Here is a 13,987-nt window from a genome sequence, read left to right on the forward strand (position 1 = left end):
CCCGTCGTGCGTGGCGAGCTCGTGCTCGCTCGCCAGCGGCGCTCGATCAGCTGAAGGAGTCGCCGCAGGCGCAGGAGCTGCCCGCGTTGGGGTTGTCGATCGTGAAGCCCTGCTTCTCGATCGTGTCGGCGAAGTCGATCGTCGCACCGGTGAGGTACGGGGCCGACATCCGGTCGACGACGACGCCGACGCCGTCGAAGTCGCGGACGAGGTCGCCGTCGAGGGTGCGCTCGTCGAAGTACAGCTGGTAGATCAGGCCGGAGCAGCCACCGGGCTGCACACCCACGCGCAGGCGGAGGTCGTCGCGACCCTCCTGCTCGAGGAGGGACTTGACCTTGCCAGCCGCGAGGTCGGTGAGCAGCACGCCGTGGGTCTCCTCGGCGGTGGCCTGCTCGGTGGTCGTCGTGACCGTCTCGTCCTGGACGCTCATGGTGATCCTCACGTGTCTCGGGGGGCGGGCGTAGATCCCGTCAGCGGGGTGAACACCGGGGGTGCCGGAGATCTTCCCGCACCCCCAATGTACGTCAGGGCGAGCCGAGGGCGGCAGCCCCGGGGTCGTAGCGCGCGGTCAGCGACCCGGTGACCACGTGGCCGCGACGCGGCTGACCCGGGCGGTGAGCCTCGGCACCGGGTCGGCGAGCGAGGCGTCGAGGTCGGCGAGCGACTCGGCGACGGCGTAGACCCCGCTCGCCCCCATCGCCATCGCCTCGCGCCGACCGAGGAGAACCCGGCCGGCGACGACGACGACGGGCGTGCCGTGGCGGCTCGCCGCGGTGCACACGCCGCTGACGACCGTGCCCTGGCGCGACTGCCAGTCCAGGCAGCCCTCGCCGGTGAGGACGAGGTCGGCCGCGCCGACGAGCATGTCGACCCCGACGGCCTCGAGCGTGGCGTCGACGCCGCTCACGCGTCGGGCCCCGAGGACGAGCAGCGCGTAGCCGATCCCACCGGCGGCGCCGGCCCCTGGCTCGCGGTCGAGCCGGCGAGGTCGGCCGGTCAGCAGGTCGGTCGGCGCCGGGTGCGCCGCGGTCACGGCGGCGACGAGGTGCCCGAGGGCGCCCTCGAGGTCCTGGGCGAGCTGCGGACTGGCGCCCTTGTCCTCGGCGTGGCTTGCGCTCGCCCCGTCGAGACCGAGCAGCGGCACGTCGACGTCGGTCGCCGCGACGAGCTCGACGCCGCGCAGGGCCTCACGGGCCCGGGGCACGACGTCGACGAGGTCGTCGGGCGCCACCGCGCCGAGGGCCAGCCCCCCACGGGTGAGCGTGCCCTCCTCGAGCCCGGCGAGGACGGCGAGCATCCCGGCGCCGGCGTCGTTGGTGGCCGACCCGCCGAGCCCGACGACGACCCGGTCGGCGCCCGTCTCGACCGCGGCGAGGACGAGCTCGCCCAGACCGGCGGAGGTCGTCACCGCGGGGTCGCGCTCGTTGGCCTCGAGGAGGTGCAGCCCGACGGCCTGGGCGCTCTCGACCCAGGCCGTGCGCCGCTCGCCGTCGGTCGTCACGAGGACCGTCGCGGGCACCGGCCGGCCGAGCGGGTCGCCGACGGTGACGAGCACGCTCTCGCCGCCGATGGCACCGGCGAGGACGTCGAGGAATCCTGGACCGCCGTCGGACAGGGGCAGCAGGGTCAGCAGGTCGTCAGGGGCGGCGCGGCGCCACCCCTGTGCCATCGCCTCCGCCGCCTGGGTCGCGGTGAGCGTGCCGGTGAAGGCGTCGGGGGCGATGAGGACGTGCACGGGAGGTGACTGTACCGAGCGGGCTCAGCCTGCGTCCGGCCCCAGGGCGCCGCCGCGCTCGGCAGGTCGTCCGGTGTCGCGGACGAGGTAGAGCCACGGGAAGGCCCGGCAGCCGACCTGCCACCCGTCCCTGGCGTAGTGCTCGGCGGGACGGCTCCACACGACGCGGCGGTGCTCCCACTGCGTGTCCGTGCGCTCGACGAGGTGGTAGAACATGCCCGCGCCGACGGTGCGCCAGCCCTGCCGACCGGCGATCTCGAGCTCGGCGAGCTCGTCGAGCGCGGTCACCGGACCGAGCCGGCGTCGCTGCCCGGTCGTCCCCGCGCCGGGCTCTGCGGCGCCGCCACCGGGGTCGGTCTCGGATCCGAAGCGCTGCTGCACCGCCTGACGGCTCAGGCCGAGCACTCCCCCGATGGCCGCCCAGCTGTGCCCGTGGGCCCGGGCGGCGGCGACCGCCTGGCGCAGCAGGTCTCGGGTCACCTCGTCGGCCTGGGCGGCCCGACCGACGATGGCGAGGTGGTCGTCAGCCCGCTCGGGGTCGACCCCTTCGCCGAGGACGGCCCGCCCGACCCGGTCGGCGAGCCCCGGGTCGACGACCTGCACCCGGTCGCTCACCGCTCGTCCGCCCCGTCACGGCTGGGCAGCCACATGCCGTCCTCGTCCGGGTCTGCGTCCGAGGACCACAGCCGACGGCCGAGGAGGTAGGCGCCGCCGACCATGAGCGCGACGGTCGCCCCCTGGAAGGCGCCATGGACGAACCCCGAGTCGACGACGAGGCTGCCGACGAAGGTGAGCGCCCCGAGGGCGACGAAGGTCAGGCCCGACCGCGTGAGGAGGGAGACGTGCCGAGGAGTCATGCGTCAACCTTAAGTTGACGCACGGCGGAGCGTCAACGTCTCGTTGACAACGAGTCGTCAGGTGGTGCGCACGAGCCCGGTCGCCGGGTCGACGTGCGGGTTGTGCTCGACCGGCACCCGCTCGCGCTCGGGCACCGGACCGGGGGCGGTCGCCCCCGGAGCGAAGGGGGACCCCCCGAGCGCCTCGCGTCCGTGCGGCTCGGCCCAGCCCGACAGGTCCGGCCCGAGGGGCACGACGCCGGTGGGGTTGATGTCGCGGTGGACGCCGTAGTAGTGCGCCTTGATGTGCACGAAGTCCGTCGTGTCGCCGAAGCCGGGCGTGGTGAAGAGGTCGCGCGCGTAGGCCCACAGGACGGGCATCTCGGTGAGCTTCGAGCGGTTGCACTTGAAGTGACCGTGGTACGCGGCGTCGAAGCGGGCGAGGGTCGTGAAGAGCCGCACGTCGGCCTCGGTGATGTGCTCGCCGACGAGGTAGCGCCGGGTGGACAGACGCTCCTCGAGCCAGTCCATGGCCGTCCACAGCCGCTCGTAGGCGGCGTCGTAGGACTCCTGCGTGCCGGCGAAGCCGCAGCGGTACACCCCGTTGTTGACCTCGGTGTAGACCCGCTTGTTGACCTCGTCCATCTCGGCCCGCAGCTCCTCGGGCCACAGGTCGGGCGCTCCCTCGCGGTGGTGCTCACGCCACTGCCCAGACATGTCGTAGGTGATCCACGGGAAGTCGTTGGTCACGACCTGGCCGGAGGGGATGTCGACGACGGCCGGGACCGTGATGCCGCGCGGGTAGCCGGGCACCCGCGCCTCGTACGCGTCCTTGATCCGCGGGATCTGCAGCACCGGGTCGAGGTGCCCCTCGTCGAGGTCGAAGGTCCAGCTGTCGGCGTCGTGGGTCGGACCGGCCACCCCCATGGAGATGGCGTCCTCGAGCCCCAGCAGGCGGCGCACGATGATCGCGCGGTTGGCCCACGGGCAGGCGCGGGCCACGACGAGGTGGTAGCGACCGGCCTCGACCGGCCACTCCTGCTCCCCCACCGGGGTGTCGCTCCCGGGCCCCTTCGCGGGGTCGGGCTCGGCGAGGACGCGGTCGCCGATGTAGTTGGTGTCCCGGGTGAAGTCCTGCTCGACGTAGCTGCCCTGTGCCATGCCGCTCACCCTAGATGTCGTGACCGGTCGCCTCGCCGGTCGCGCGCCGCCCGTTGTCGGTCGTTGCCCCTAGCGTTGGTCCATGGCACCGACGCCGGCTCCGACCACCCCGATCAGGGGTGTGTGGTCCGTGCCCACGGGCAGTGCCGCGGGCGACTGGACCTGTGCTGGTCCGGCTCCCGGCGTCCCGATCCGACAGGCGACCGCTGCTGGTGCCGGCACCGCGCCCGACGACCCGATCACCTGGGCCGAGCGCCGCGACGTCCTCGACGCCGCGGTGCGGGCCCTGCGCGGTCTGAGCAGCGCGATCCACCAGGCCAACGGACCCGAGCTCATGGAGGTCATGGGCGTCCTGGACGACCTGACCACCCTGGCCGCCGCTGGGCGCTACGTCGTCACCGCGCAAGCCCACGAGCGCGGTGAGGTCGCCCAGTCAGACGCCCCGTCCCTGCCCGCCTGGGTGCGCCAGCACGCCACGAGCACCCGCCAAGGAGGAAGCGGCACCATCGCCCAGGCCGTGCTCGACCTGTCCCGACCCGCCAACACCCTGCTGCGCGACGCCGTCGAGGACGGCACCGTGACCCTGCCCGTCGCCCGCACCGTCATCACCGAGATCTCCCGGATCGAGTCCCGCCTCGTCGACGGAGCCCGCGACAGCGTCCTCGCAGCGATGATCCAGATGGGCCACCTGCACGGCTCCCCCGGGGTGCGATCCGTACGCCCCGAGCTCCTCGCCCGCCACGGGATCCCCGGCGAGCTCGACACCGAGCACGACCGGCTCCGCCGCGCCCGAGCCCTGTCCCGGCCCGTCGTCGACGACGGGCTGCACGAGTACCGCCTCGTCCTCGACCCCGAGGGAGCCGCCGTCCTCGAAGCCGCCATCGAAGCCCTGTCCGCACCAGCACCCACCCACGACCCCGACACCGGCACCCGCGAGCCCGACCTGCGCACCAGCGACCAGCGCCGCGCCGACGCCCTCCTCGACCTCGTCCGCACCGCGGTGGCAGGCATGGACACCAGGGCCGGACGCGGCGCCAAAGCCACCCTGCTGCTGACGATGACCTTCGAGGACCTCCGTGCACGCACCGGCGCGGCCCGCACCCTCGGCGGCCTCGACACCGGCACCCTCCTCGCGCCCGACACCATCCGCCGCCTGGCCTGCGACGCCGAGATCATCCCCGTCGTCCTGGGCAGCCGCAGCCAGGTCCTCGACCAAGGCACCGCGGTCCGCCTCGTCACCCCCGCGATGACCCGCCAGCTGTGGCTGCGCGACGGCGGCTGCACCTACCCCGGCTGCACCGCCCCCGCCCGATGGACCGACGCCACCACCTCATCCACTGGGCCGACGGCGGACCCACCGACCTCACCAACGCCGCCCTGCTCTGCGCCCGCCACCACACCCTCGTCCACACCCGCCGCCTCCACGGACACCTCGACACCCAGCCACCCGACAACGGGCCACCACACGTGATCTGGGACCTCACCCCCGGCTCCTACGACCACGCCCTGACGATCCTCCCCCGCGCCGGCTGAGGACAACCCCGCGCCGGGTGAGGTGCGCGCCCGGGTCTCGTGGGATCCCGGTGGATGTCGTGGGATCCCGGAGGAGGGGCGAGCGGGCCGAGTGCGCTCAGCCGCGAGGCATCGCGCCGAGACGGGCGAGGAGCAGCGCCTCGGCCGCGCAGGTGCGCTCGAACTCGCCGAGGTGCAGCGACTCTTTCGCGCCGTGGGCGCGGGTGTCGGGGTCCTCGACGCCGGTGACGAGGATCGCCGCGTCGGGGAAGCGCTCGGCGAAGGCCTGGACGAAGGGGATGGACCCGCCGATGCCGACGTCGACCGGGTCGGTGCCCCACGCGTCGGCGAAGGCGGCGCGGGCCTGGTCGTAGACCGGCCCCTGCGCGTCGGCGGCGAAGCCCCAGCCCTGCTCGTCGAGCTCCACCTCGACGGTGGCACCCCACGGGGCGTAGTCGGCGAGGTGACGCTGCAGCGCGGCCCACGCGTCCTGCGGGTCCTCCTGCGGGTGCAGGCGCAGGTTGATCTTCGCCCGCGCGGACGCGTTGAGCACGTTGCCCGCCTCGTCGACCGCCGGGGCGTCGATGCCGATGACGACGGCGGCCGGCTTGGTCCACAGCCGCGAGAGGATCGAGCCGGTGCCGATGAGCTCGGTACCCGGCAGCAGGCCGGACTCCTCGCGCAGGCGCGCCTCGTCGTAGTCGAGCTCGGGGGCGTCGGTGGCCTTGAGGCCCTCGATCGCGACGTCGCCCTGGTCGTCGTGGAGGGTGGCGAGCAGCCGGGCGAGGGTCGTCAGGGCGTCGGGGCAGGCCCCGCCGAACATGCCGGAGTGCACGCCGTGGTCGAGCGTGCGCACGGTGACGACGGCGCGGATCGAGCCGCGCAGCGTCGTCGTGAGCGCCGGGGTGCCGATCGCCCAGTTGAGCGAGTCGGCCAGGACGATGGCGTCCGCCTCGAGCTTGTCGCCGTGCTCGGAGAGGATCCGCGGCAGCGACTCCGAGGCGATCTCCTCCTCGCCCTCGACGAAGATGCGCACGCTGCACGGCAGCTCGCCGGCGTGAGCGCGCAGCGCGGCGACGTGGGCCATGACGCCGGCCTTGTCGTCGGCGGCGCCGCGGCCGTAGAGCCGCCCGTCGCGCTCGGTGGGCTCGAAGGGGTCGGTGTCCCAGTCCTCGAGGGCCCCGGGGGGCTGGACGTCGTGGTGCGCGTAGAGCAGGACGGTCGGCGAGCCCTCGGGGCCGGCGACGTGGCCGATGACGGCGGGGCGTCCCCCTTCGCTGACGATCTCGACGTCGAGGCCCTCCGCCCGCAGCAGCTCCGCGGTCGCCTCGGCGCTGCGCTGCACCTGGGCCTGGTCGAAGGAGTCGAGGCTGACGCTCGGGATGCGGGTGAGCGCCTCGAGGTCGGCGCGCACACCGGGCATGAGGTCACGCACGCGGTCGCGGATGGTCTGGATCTGGTCCTGGCTGAGCACGTCGGGCGAAGTCACGTGGGGGACGCTACCGCGAGGGCGTGCGCGCGCCCCCGCGGCGGGCCGCGCCGTCGGGGCGGCGGGGAGCGGGTGGTGCGTGCACCTAGACTTCACGTCGTGTTCGGACGCAAGAGCAAGAGTGAGCAGGAGCTCCAGGAGCAGGCCGCGCTGTCGGATCGCCCTCGGGGCGACGGGGCGAAGGGTCGACCGACCCCGAAGCGGCGTGACCAGGAGGCCGCCCGCCGGCGCCCGCTGGTGCAGAACGACCCCAAGGCCGCGAAGAGCGCCGACCGGGCCGCGCGCCGCGAGCAGAGCATGAAGATGCGCCAGGCGATGATGACCGGCGACGACCGCAACCTGCCCCCGCGCGACAAGGGCCCGGTGCGCCGCTACGTGCGCGACGCCGTCGACCGCCGCTTCAACCTCGGCGAGTTGCTCCTGCTCCTCATGCTCGCCGTGCTCGTCATGTCGGTCATCGCCCCGAGCATCGCCACGCTCTTCTTCCTCGGCGTCTACGTCCTCTTCGCCCTCGCCGTCCTCGACGCGGTCCTGCTGTGGCGCCGCACGAAGAAGGGCATCCTCGCGAAGTTCGGCGAGGACACCGATCTCAAGGGCCTGCCGATGTACGCGGGGATGCGCAGCTTCCAGATGCGCCGGACCCGGATGCCCAAGCCCCAGGTCGAGCGCGGCGCGCCGCTGTCCTGACCTCTCGCCCGCACGACGAAGGGGTGCCCCGGACCGCTCGGTCCGGGGCACCCCTTCGTCATGGGTGCGGTGCGGTCAGGCGGGGTCGAGCGGCATCGGGCCGTAGACCTCGGCGTCCTCGTGCAGCAGGGTCACCGCGGTGACGCCCTGCTCGGCGAGCTCGGACCACTCCCCCGCGAACCACGACTCGGCGTCGGCCTGCGTCGGGAAGTCGGTCGAGGACGAGGGCGCACCCTCGCCGCCCTCGTAGCGGAAGCGCCAGCGCTCGGTCATGACGCGCGCACCTGCACCTGGACGAAGGGGGGCTTGACGACCTCGGCGGGCAGGTCGCGGCCGCGGACGTCGACGACCACCTGGGAACCGAGGCTCACCGAGCGGTCGAGGAGCGCGAGGGCGATGCCCTCCTTGCGCGTCGGGCTGAAGGTGCCCGAGGTGACCTCGCCGACGACGGTGCCCTCGGCGTCCTTGACCGCGCAGTGCGCGCGGGGGATGCCGCGGCCGGTGACGACGAGACCCTTGAGCACGCGCGACTCCTTCGCGACGCGCTGGGCGACGAGCGCCTCCTTGCCCCAGAAGCTCTCCTTCTCCCAGCCGACGGCCCACGCGGAGCCGGCCATGACGGGAGTGATGTCGAGGCTGAGGTCGTTGCCGTGCAGCGGGTAGCCCATCTCGGTGCGCAGGGTGTCGCGCGCCCCGAGACCGGCGGGCAGGCCGCCGCGCTGCGTGACCTGCTCCATGAGGGCCGCCCACAGGGCCGGGGCCGCCGCGCTCGGGGCGACGAGCTCGTAACCGCGCTCGCCGGTGTAGCCCGTGCGGCACACGGTGATCGGCGTGCCCTCGAAGTCGGCCTCCTCGAAGGACATGTACTCGTGGTCGACCGGCAGCCCGAGCGCGGTGAGGACCTCGTCGCTCAGCGGTCCCTGGACGGCGAGCACGGCGTAGTCCTCGTGCTGGTCGGTGACGCTCACGCCCTCGGGCGCCTCGTCGCGCAGCATCTGCACGACGGTCGCGGTGTTGGCGGCGTTGGGGATGAGGAAGACGTCGTCCTCCGAGCGCAGGTAGGCGATGAGGTCGTCGACGACACCCCCGGTCTCGGAGCAGCACAGCGTGTACTGCGCCTTGCCCGGCTCGATCCGGCCGAGGTCGTTGGTGAGGCAGCGGTTGACGAAGGCTGCGGCGCCCGGGCCGGTGACGCTCGCCTTGCCGAGGTGGCTGACGTCGAAGACGCCGACGCGCTCGCGCACCGCCGTGTGCTCGGCGACGACACCGCCGCCGGGGTACTCGATGGGCATCTGCCAGCCGCCGAAGTCGGCCATCTTCGCACCGAGGTCGACATGGGCCTGGTGCAGCGGTGAGGTGCGCTGGGTCTGCGTCATGCGGCGAAGGCTACTCGTCTCAGGATCCGGGATAGCGTGGTGACGGATCGCACCCCATCGGAAGGACACCCGTGCCCCGTCTCGCCCTCGGCAACACCTCCCTGGCCGGCTACTCCGGCGACACCGTCGTCGTCGGCCTCCGCCCCGCGGAGAGCCCGAAGGGGGGTCGCCGCCGCAAGGACGCGGCACCCGCCGCGCAGGTCGCCGCCGGCGTCGAGCTCGACGCCGCACTGGCCGACGAGATCGCCTCGCTCGTCGAGGTGCTCGCCCCGAAGACCGCGCTCGGCAGCACGACGCTCGCCGCCGCACCCGCCGGTCTGCGTGCCCGCACCCTCCTGCTCGTCGGCCTCGGCGACGACGCGCCGACCACCGAGACCCTGCGTCGCGCCGCCGGCGCCGCCACCCGCGCCCTGCCCAAGGCCACCTCCGTGCGCCTGCTCCTCCCCCACGACGGCCCCGCGCAGCTCGCCGCGATCGCCGAGGGCGCGCTCAGCGGCTCCTACTCCTTCACCGCGCACAAGTCCGCGGACGCCGAGGGCGGGCTCGAGACCGTCGAGATCGGCACGACCCTGGGCAAGGAGCACGCCCCCAAGGACGTCCTCGCCCGCGCCGAGGTCCTCGGCCGCGCCGTCGCCTGGGCGCGCGACCTCGTCAACACCGCGCCCAACCTGCTCTACCCCCAGTCCTTCGCCGACCGCGTCGCGGAGACCGTCAAGGCCAGCCCGGGCAAGATCAGCCTCACCGTCCTCGACGACGAGGACCTGGCGAAGGGGGGCTTCGGCGGCATCGTCGGCGTCGGCCAGGGCTCCTCTCGCCCGCCGCGCATCGTGCAGATGACCTACACCCCGTCGCGCTCGCGCAAGGCCCCCCACGTCGGGCTCGTCGGCAAGGGCATCACCTTCGACACCGGCGGCGTCTGCATCAAGCCGGCCGCCTCGATGGCGACGATGAAGTCCGACATGGCCGGCGCCGCCGCCGTCGCCGCGACCGTCGTCGCCGCCGCCGAGCTCGAGGTCCCCGTCGCCGTCTCGGGCTACCTGTGCCTCGCCGAGAACATGCCGGGCGGCAACGCCCAGCGGCCCGGCGACGTCGTGACGATGCGCAACGGCATGACCGTCGAGATCCTCGACACCGACGCCGAGGGCCGCATGGTGCTCGCCGACGGCATGTCGCTGGCCGCCGAGCAGGGCGCGGAGGTCATCCTCGACATCGCGACCCTCACCGGTGCCTGCATGGTCGCCCTCGGACCGGACATCTACGGCGTCATGAGCAACGACGAGTCCGTGCGCGACGCCGTCGGCGTCGCGTCGGCCGCGACCGACGAGCCGTCGTGGCCGCTGCCGCTCCCGCGCGATCTGCGCCCGGGCCTGGACTCCTTCGTCGCCGACATCGCGCACAAGGCCGACCGGATGGGCGGCGCCCTCACGGCGGGCATCTTCCTCGAGGAGTTCGCCCGCACGAAGGACGGCGAGACCATCCCGTGGGCGCACCTCGACATCGCCGGCCCGTCCTTCCGCGACGGCGGTGCGCGCGACCACCTGCCCAAGGGCGGCACCGGTGTCGGCGTCGCGACGATGCTGCGCTACCTCGAGGACCTCGCCTGACCTGGCACCGCCGAGCACGACGCCCCGCACCCGGCTCCGGGTGCGGGGCGTCGTGCGTCCCGGCCGTGGTCCGGCTCCGTGCGTCCCGGCCGTGGTCGGGCGCTCTCGGCGCAGCCTCTACGCTGTGCCCCGTCCGTCACCCCGGGCACCACTGATGCAAAGGAGCACACCGTGGCAGACCCCACGACCCCCTTCGACCTCGTGATCCTCGGAGCCGGCAGCGGCGGGTACGCCTGCGCGCTGCGCGCGCGCCAGCTCGGGCTCACCGTCGCCCTCGTCGAGGAGGCCGAGGTGGGCGGGACCTGCCTGCACCGCGGGTGCATCCCGACCAAGGCGATGCTCCACGCGGCGGAGGTCGCCGAGGCGTCACGCCACGGGGCGGGGATGGGGCTGCGGACCTCCTTCGAGGGGGTCGACGTGCCGGCTCTGCACGCGTACAAGGACAAGGTCGTCGGGCAGCTGCACAAGGGTCTCGTCGGTCTCGTCACCCAGTCGGGCACCGACGTCGTGCCCGGGCGCGGCCGGCTCGTCGACGCGACGACCGTCGAGGTCGAGGGCCGCCGGGTCACCGGCCGCACCGTCGTCCTCGCCACGGGGAGCCAGGCCCGCACCCTCCCGGGCGTCGAGCTCGGCCCGCGGGTCATGACGAGCGACGGCGTCCTGCGCATCGAGGAGATCCCCGAGCGCGTCGCCGTGCTCGGCGGTGGTGTCATCGGGTCCGAGCTCGCGTCGGTCTTCGCCGGCCTCGGGTCGCGCGTCACGATCGTCGAGGCGCTCGACCGCCTCGTCGCGGGCGAGGAGCCCGCGATCAGCAAGGTGCTCGAGCGCAGCTTCAAGAAGCGCGGCATCACGACGCGCACCGGAGCCCGCGTGGCCTCGGTCGAGGCCGGCGCGGACACCGTCGTCGTGCGTCTCGAGGAGGGCGACCCGCTCGAGGTCGAGCTCGTCGTCGTCGCCGTCGGTCGCGGTCCGCGCACCCAGGACCTCGGGCTGGAGGAGGTCGGCGTGCGCACCGAGCGCGGCTTCGTGCCGACCGACGAGCGGCTGCGCACCGACGTCGAGGGCGTGCGCGCCGTCGGCGACCTCGTCCCCGGCCTGCAGCTGGCCCACCGCGGCTTCGCGCACGGCATCTTCGTCGCCGAGGACGTCGCGGGCCTGGAGCCCGCGCCCGTCGTCGACGTGCAGATCCCGCGCGTCACGTACTGCGACCCCGAGATCGCCTCGGTCGGACTCACCTCGGCGCAGGCGCAGGCCGCCGGTCACGAGGTGGCCAGCTCGACCTACCCGCTCGGCGGCAACGGGCGCAGCATCATCCGCGGCACGAGCGGGTCGATCACCGTCGTGCGCGAGGTCGACGGCCCGGTGCTCGGCGTCCACATGATCGGCGCCGGGGTCAGCGAGCTCGTCGGCGAGGCCCAGCTCATGGTCGGCTGGGAGGCCCACCCCGAGGAGGTCGCCTCGCTCGTGCACGCCCACCCGACGCAGGGCGAGGCCCTCGGCGAGGCGGCGATGCTCGCCGCCGGGCGACCCCTCCACGCCCACGCCTGATCGCCCTGACAAGATGGGCAGCCAGCACGTGACCTGGCTCTCCATCGAGCCTGTCCGCGTGAGAGTGTGAGACCCAACGACCGCGACCAGCGTGATGTCGACGAAGGAGAAACAACGCCATGTCAGAGCGCGTGACCATGCCGGCCCTCGGGGAGTCCGTCACCGAGGGCACCGTGACTCGATGGCTCAAGAGCGTCGGCGACAGCGTCGAGGTGGACGAGCCGCTCCTCGAGGTCTCGACCGACAAGGTCGACACCGAGATCCCCTCGCCCGTCGCGGGCACCCTGCAGGAGATCCTCGTCGAGGAGGACGAGACCGTCGAGGTCGGCGCGGACCTCGCCGTCATCGGTGACGGCGACGCCCCCGCGAGCTCCGGCTCCGACGAGGGCGGCGCCGACGACAGCGCCGACGAGCAGGCCGAGTCCCCCGCCGCGAGCGAGGACGCCGCCGACACGCAGGAGCAGCAGGCCGAGGCGGAGGAGGAGGCCACCGCGCCGAGCACCGCCGAGGACGAGCCCGCCAAGAAGCCCCAGGCCGAGACCGCGAGCACCGACGAGGGCCAGAAGGTCCAGATGCCGGCGCTCGGCGAGTCCGTCACCGAGGGCACCGTCACCCGCTGGCTCAAGGCCGAGGGCGACGAGGTCGAGGTCGACGAGCCGCTCCTCGAGGTCTCCACCGACAAGGTCGACACCGAGATCCCCTCGCCCGTCGCGGGCACGCTCACCTCGATCCTCGTCCAGGAGGACGAGACGGTCGAGGTCGGCGCCGACCTCGCGGTCATCGGCGGGTCCGGCGGCGGCTCCGCCTCCGCGGAGGAGCCCCAGCAGGAGGCCCCGAAGGAAGAGGCCCCGAAGCAGGAGGCCCCGAAGGAGCAGCCGGCGCAGGAGAGCGCCTCCTCCGAGGACACCGACGACAGCGCCCAGAAGGACGAGTCCCTCCCCGAGGACGGCGAGGGCGGCGACGTCGCCGACCAGCCGGCCGGTCAGTCCGCCCCCTCCACCGGTGGCGAGTCCGCGGCGACCCAGCAGGCCCCGGCCTCGGGCTCGAGCACCTCGGCTCCCGCCTCCGGCGACAGCGCCCCCCAGGACGCGTCGAAGTACGTCACCCCGCTCGTGCGCAAGCTCGCGGCCGACAACGGCATCGAGCTCGCCGACGTCCAGGGCTCCGGCGTCGGCGGCCGCATCCGCAAGGAGGACGTCCTCGAGGCGGCCCGTGCGAAGAACGCGCCCGCCGAGCAGCCGAGCGCTCCCGCGGCCCAGGCCCCGGCAGCGCAGGCCCCGGCGTCCTCGAGCACCCCGCCCCGCGGCATGGAGAGCAGCGTCTCGCCGAGCAAGCGCGGCACCCGCGAGAAGATGACCCGCCTGCGCAAGGTCATCGCCCAGCGGATGGTCGAGTCGCTGCAGGTCTCGGCCCAGCTGACGACGGTCGTCGAGGTCGACATGACCAAGATCGCCCGGGTCCGTGCCCGCACCAAGGCCGACTTCGAGCGCCGCGAGGGCACGAAGCTGTCCTTCCTGCCCTTCATCGCGCTCGCGACGGCCGAGGCGCTCAAGCAGCACCCGGTCGTCAACTCCAGCGTCGAGGGCGAGGAGATCGTCTACCACGGCTCGGAGAACCTCTCCATCGCCGTGGACACCGAGCGCGGTCTGCTCACCCCGGTCGTGAAGAACGCCGGTGACCTCAACGTCGCCGGTCTGGCGCGCGCCATCGCCGACGTCGCCGAGCGCACCCGCGCCAACAAGATCACCCCGGACGACCTGTCCGGCGGCACCTTCACGATCACCAACACCGGCAGCCGGGGTGCGCTCTTCGACACCCCGATCCTCAACCAGCCGCAGGTGGCCATGCTCGGCACCGGCGCGATCGTCAAGCGTCCGATCGTCGTCACCGACGCCGACGGCGGCGAGACGATCGCCGTGCGCTCGATGATGTACCTGGCCCTGTCGTACGACCACCGTGTCGTCGACGGCGCCGACGCCGCTCGTTTCCTCGGGACCGTCAAGGCGCGTCTCGAGGAGGGCAGCTTCGAGGCCTGAGCA

General features: G+C 73.6%; 13 protein-coding genes and 1 pseudogene. 6 read left to right on the plus strand and 8 right to left on the minus strand.

The features are described 5' to 3' along the window. Positions 1–46: 46 nt before the first annotated feature. From ABIB53_RS00665 to ABIB53_RS00685, 5 genes are all read right to left on the minus strand, one after another. Entirely contained in the window at positions 47–430 is a 384-nt protein-coding gene (locus ABIB53_RS00665) for a HesB/IscA family protein (RefSeq protein WP_068275223.1), read from the minus strand. Between the two features lie 138 nt (positions 431–568). Beyond that, on the minus strand, positions 569–1,735 hold the full coding sequence (locus tag ABIB53_RS00670) for a glycerate kinase family protein (protein ID WP_354586704.1): 1,167 nt from the start codon (positions 1,733–1,735) through the stop codon (positions 569–571). Positions 1,736–1,759: 24 nt separating this feature from the next. Further along, positions 1,760–2,350: a hypothetical protein gene (locus ABIB53_RS00675; protein ID WP_225985031.1), complete on the minus strand. Its 591-nt coding sequence runs from the start codon at positions 2,348–2,350 to the stop codon at positions 1,760–1,762. Continuing rightward, complete coding sequence (locus ABIB53_RS00680) at positions 2,347–2,592, minus strand: hypothetical protein (protein WP_229299057.1); 246 nt, start codon at positions 2,590–2,592, stop codon at positions 2,347–2,349. The genes ABIB53_RS00675 and ABIB53_RS00680 overlap by 4 nt, the downstream gene beginning before the upstream one ends. 57 nt (positions 2,593–2,649) lie before the next feature. Then, the gene (locus ABIB53_RS00685) at positions 2,650–3,732 is read right to left on the minus strand and encodes a glutathione S-transferase family protein (protein WP_354586706.1); all 1,083 of its coding nucleotides are present in this window, start codon (positions 3,730–3,732) and stop codon (positions 2,650–2,652) included. A gap of 343 nt (positions 3,733–4,075) precedes the next feature. Here ABIB53_RS00685 and ABIB53_RS00690 point away from each other — a divergent pair. Next, positions 4,076–4,993, plus strand: a pseudogene (locus ABIB53_RS00690) (DUF222 domain-containing protein); the annotation flags it as partial. 50 nt (positions 4,994–5,043) lie between these two features. Beyond that, positions 5,044–5,265, plus strand: a complete 222-nt coding sequence (locus ABIB53_RS00695) for an HNH endonuclease (RefSeq protein ID WP_354586708.1) — start codon at positions 5,044–5,046, stop codon at positions 5,263–5,265. 97 nt (positions 5,266–5,362) lie between these two features. On the opposite strand, the gene ABIB53_RS00700 is transcribed toward ABIB53_RS00695, so the two are convergent. After that, positions 5,363–6,733, minus strand: a complete 1,371-nt coding sequence (locus ABIB53_RS00700) for a dipeptidase (protein WP_354586710.1) — start codon at positions 6,731–6,733, stop codon at positions 5,363–5,365. Between the two features lie 99 nt (positions 6,734–6,832). On the opposite strand from ABIB53_RS00700, the gene ABIB53_RS00705 reads away from it, so the two are divergent. Further along, entirely contained in the window at positions 6,833–7,420 is a 588-nt protein-coding gene (locus tag ABIB53_RS00705; protein WP_354586712.1) for a DUF3043 domain-containing protein, read from the plus strand. 75 nt (positions 7,421–7,495) lie between these two features. Here the strand turns inward: ABIB53_RS00705 and ABIB53_RS00710 are convergent, their stop codons facing one another. Beyond that, complete coding sequence (locus tag ABIB53_RS00710; RefSeq protein WP_201467182.1) at positions 7,496–7,693, minus strand: hypothetical protein; 198 nt, start codon at positions 7,691–7,693, stop codon at positions 7,496–7,498. After that, positions 7,690–8,796, minus strand: coding sequence for a glycine cleavage system aminomethyltransferase GcvT (gene gcvT, locus ABIB53_RS00715; RefSeq protein WP_354586714.1), 1,107 nt, complete (start codon positions 8,794–8,796; stop codon positions 7,690–7,692). Before gcvT ends, ABIB53_RS00710 begins: the two co-directional genes overlap by 4 nt. Before the next feature lie 71 nt (positions 8,797–8,867). Here gcvT and ABIB53_RS00720 point away from each other — a divergent pair, with 71 nt between their 5' ends. The 3 genes from ABIB53_RS00720 to sucB all read left to right on the plus strand — a co-directional run bounded on the left by ABIB53_RS00720 (position 8,868) and on the right by sucB (position 13,984). Beyond that, positions 8,868–10,400 (plus strand): leucyl aminopeptidase, encoded by a 1,533-nt coding sequence (locus ABIB53_RS00720; RefSeq protein WP_354586716.1) that lies wholly within the window; start codon positions 8,868–8,870, stop codon positions 10,398–10,400. Between the two features lie 171 nt (positions 10,401–10,571). Then, positions 10,572–11,948, plus strand: a complete 1,377-nt coding sequence (gene lpdA / locus ABIB53_RS00725; protein ID WP_354586718.1) for a dihydrolipoyl dehydrogenase — start codon at positions 10,572–10,574, stop codon at positions 11,946–11,948. 119 nt (positions 11,949–12,067) lie between these two features. Beyond that, positions 12,068–13,984 carry a 2-oxoglutarate dehydrogenase, E2 component, dihydrolipoamide succinyltransferase gene (gene sucB / locus ABIB53_RS00730; protein WP_354586720.1) on the plus strand — a complete coding sequence of 639 codons (1,917 nt, stop codon included), beginning with the start codon at positions 12,068–12,070 and terminating at the stop codon, positions 13,982–13,984. The last annotated feature ends 3 nt before the right edge of the window (positions 13,985–13,987 follow it).

The sequence above is a fragment of the Janibacter sp. UYMM211 genome (assembly GCF_040547045.1).
In the GTDB taxonomy this organism is placed as follows: domain Bacteria; phylum Actinomycetota; class Actinomycetes; order Actinomycetales; family Dermatophilaceae; genus Marihabitans; species Marihabitans melonis.

Coding starts and splice junctions, on each gene's coding strand:
- ABIB53_RS00665 (WP_068275223.1), bottom strand. CDS start 430: ATGAGCGTCCAGGACGAGACGGTCACGACGACCACCGAGCAGGCCACC.
- ABIB53_RS00680 (WP_229299057.1), bottom strand. CDS start 2,592: ATGACTCCTCGGCACGTCTCCCTCCTCACGCGGTCGGGCCTGACCTTC.
- ABIB53_RS00685 (WP_354586706.1), bottom strand. CDS start 3,732: ATGGCACAGGGCAGCTACGTCGAGCAGGACTTCACCCGGGACACCAAC.
- ABIB53_RS00695 (WP_354586708.1), top strand. CDS start 5,044: ATGGACCGACGCCACCACCTCATCCACTGGGCCGACGGCGGACCCACC.
- ABIB53_RS00710 (WP_201467182.1), bottom strand. CDS start 7,693: ATGACCGAGCGCTGGCGCTTCCGCTACGAGGGCGGCGAGGGTGCGCCC.
- sucB (WP_354586720.1), top strand. CDS start 12,068: ATGTCAGAGCGCGTGACCATGCCGGCCCTCGGGGAGTCCGTCACCGAG.
- gcvT (WP_354586714.1), bottom strand. CDS start 8,796: ATGACGCAGACCCAGCGCACCTCACCGCTGCACCAGGCCCATGTCGAC.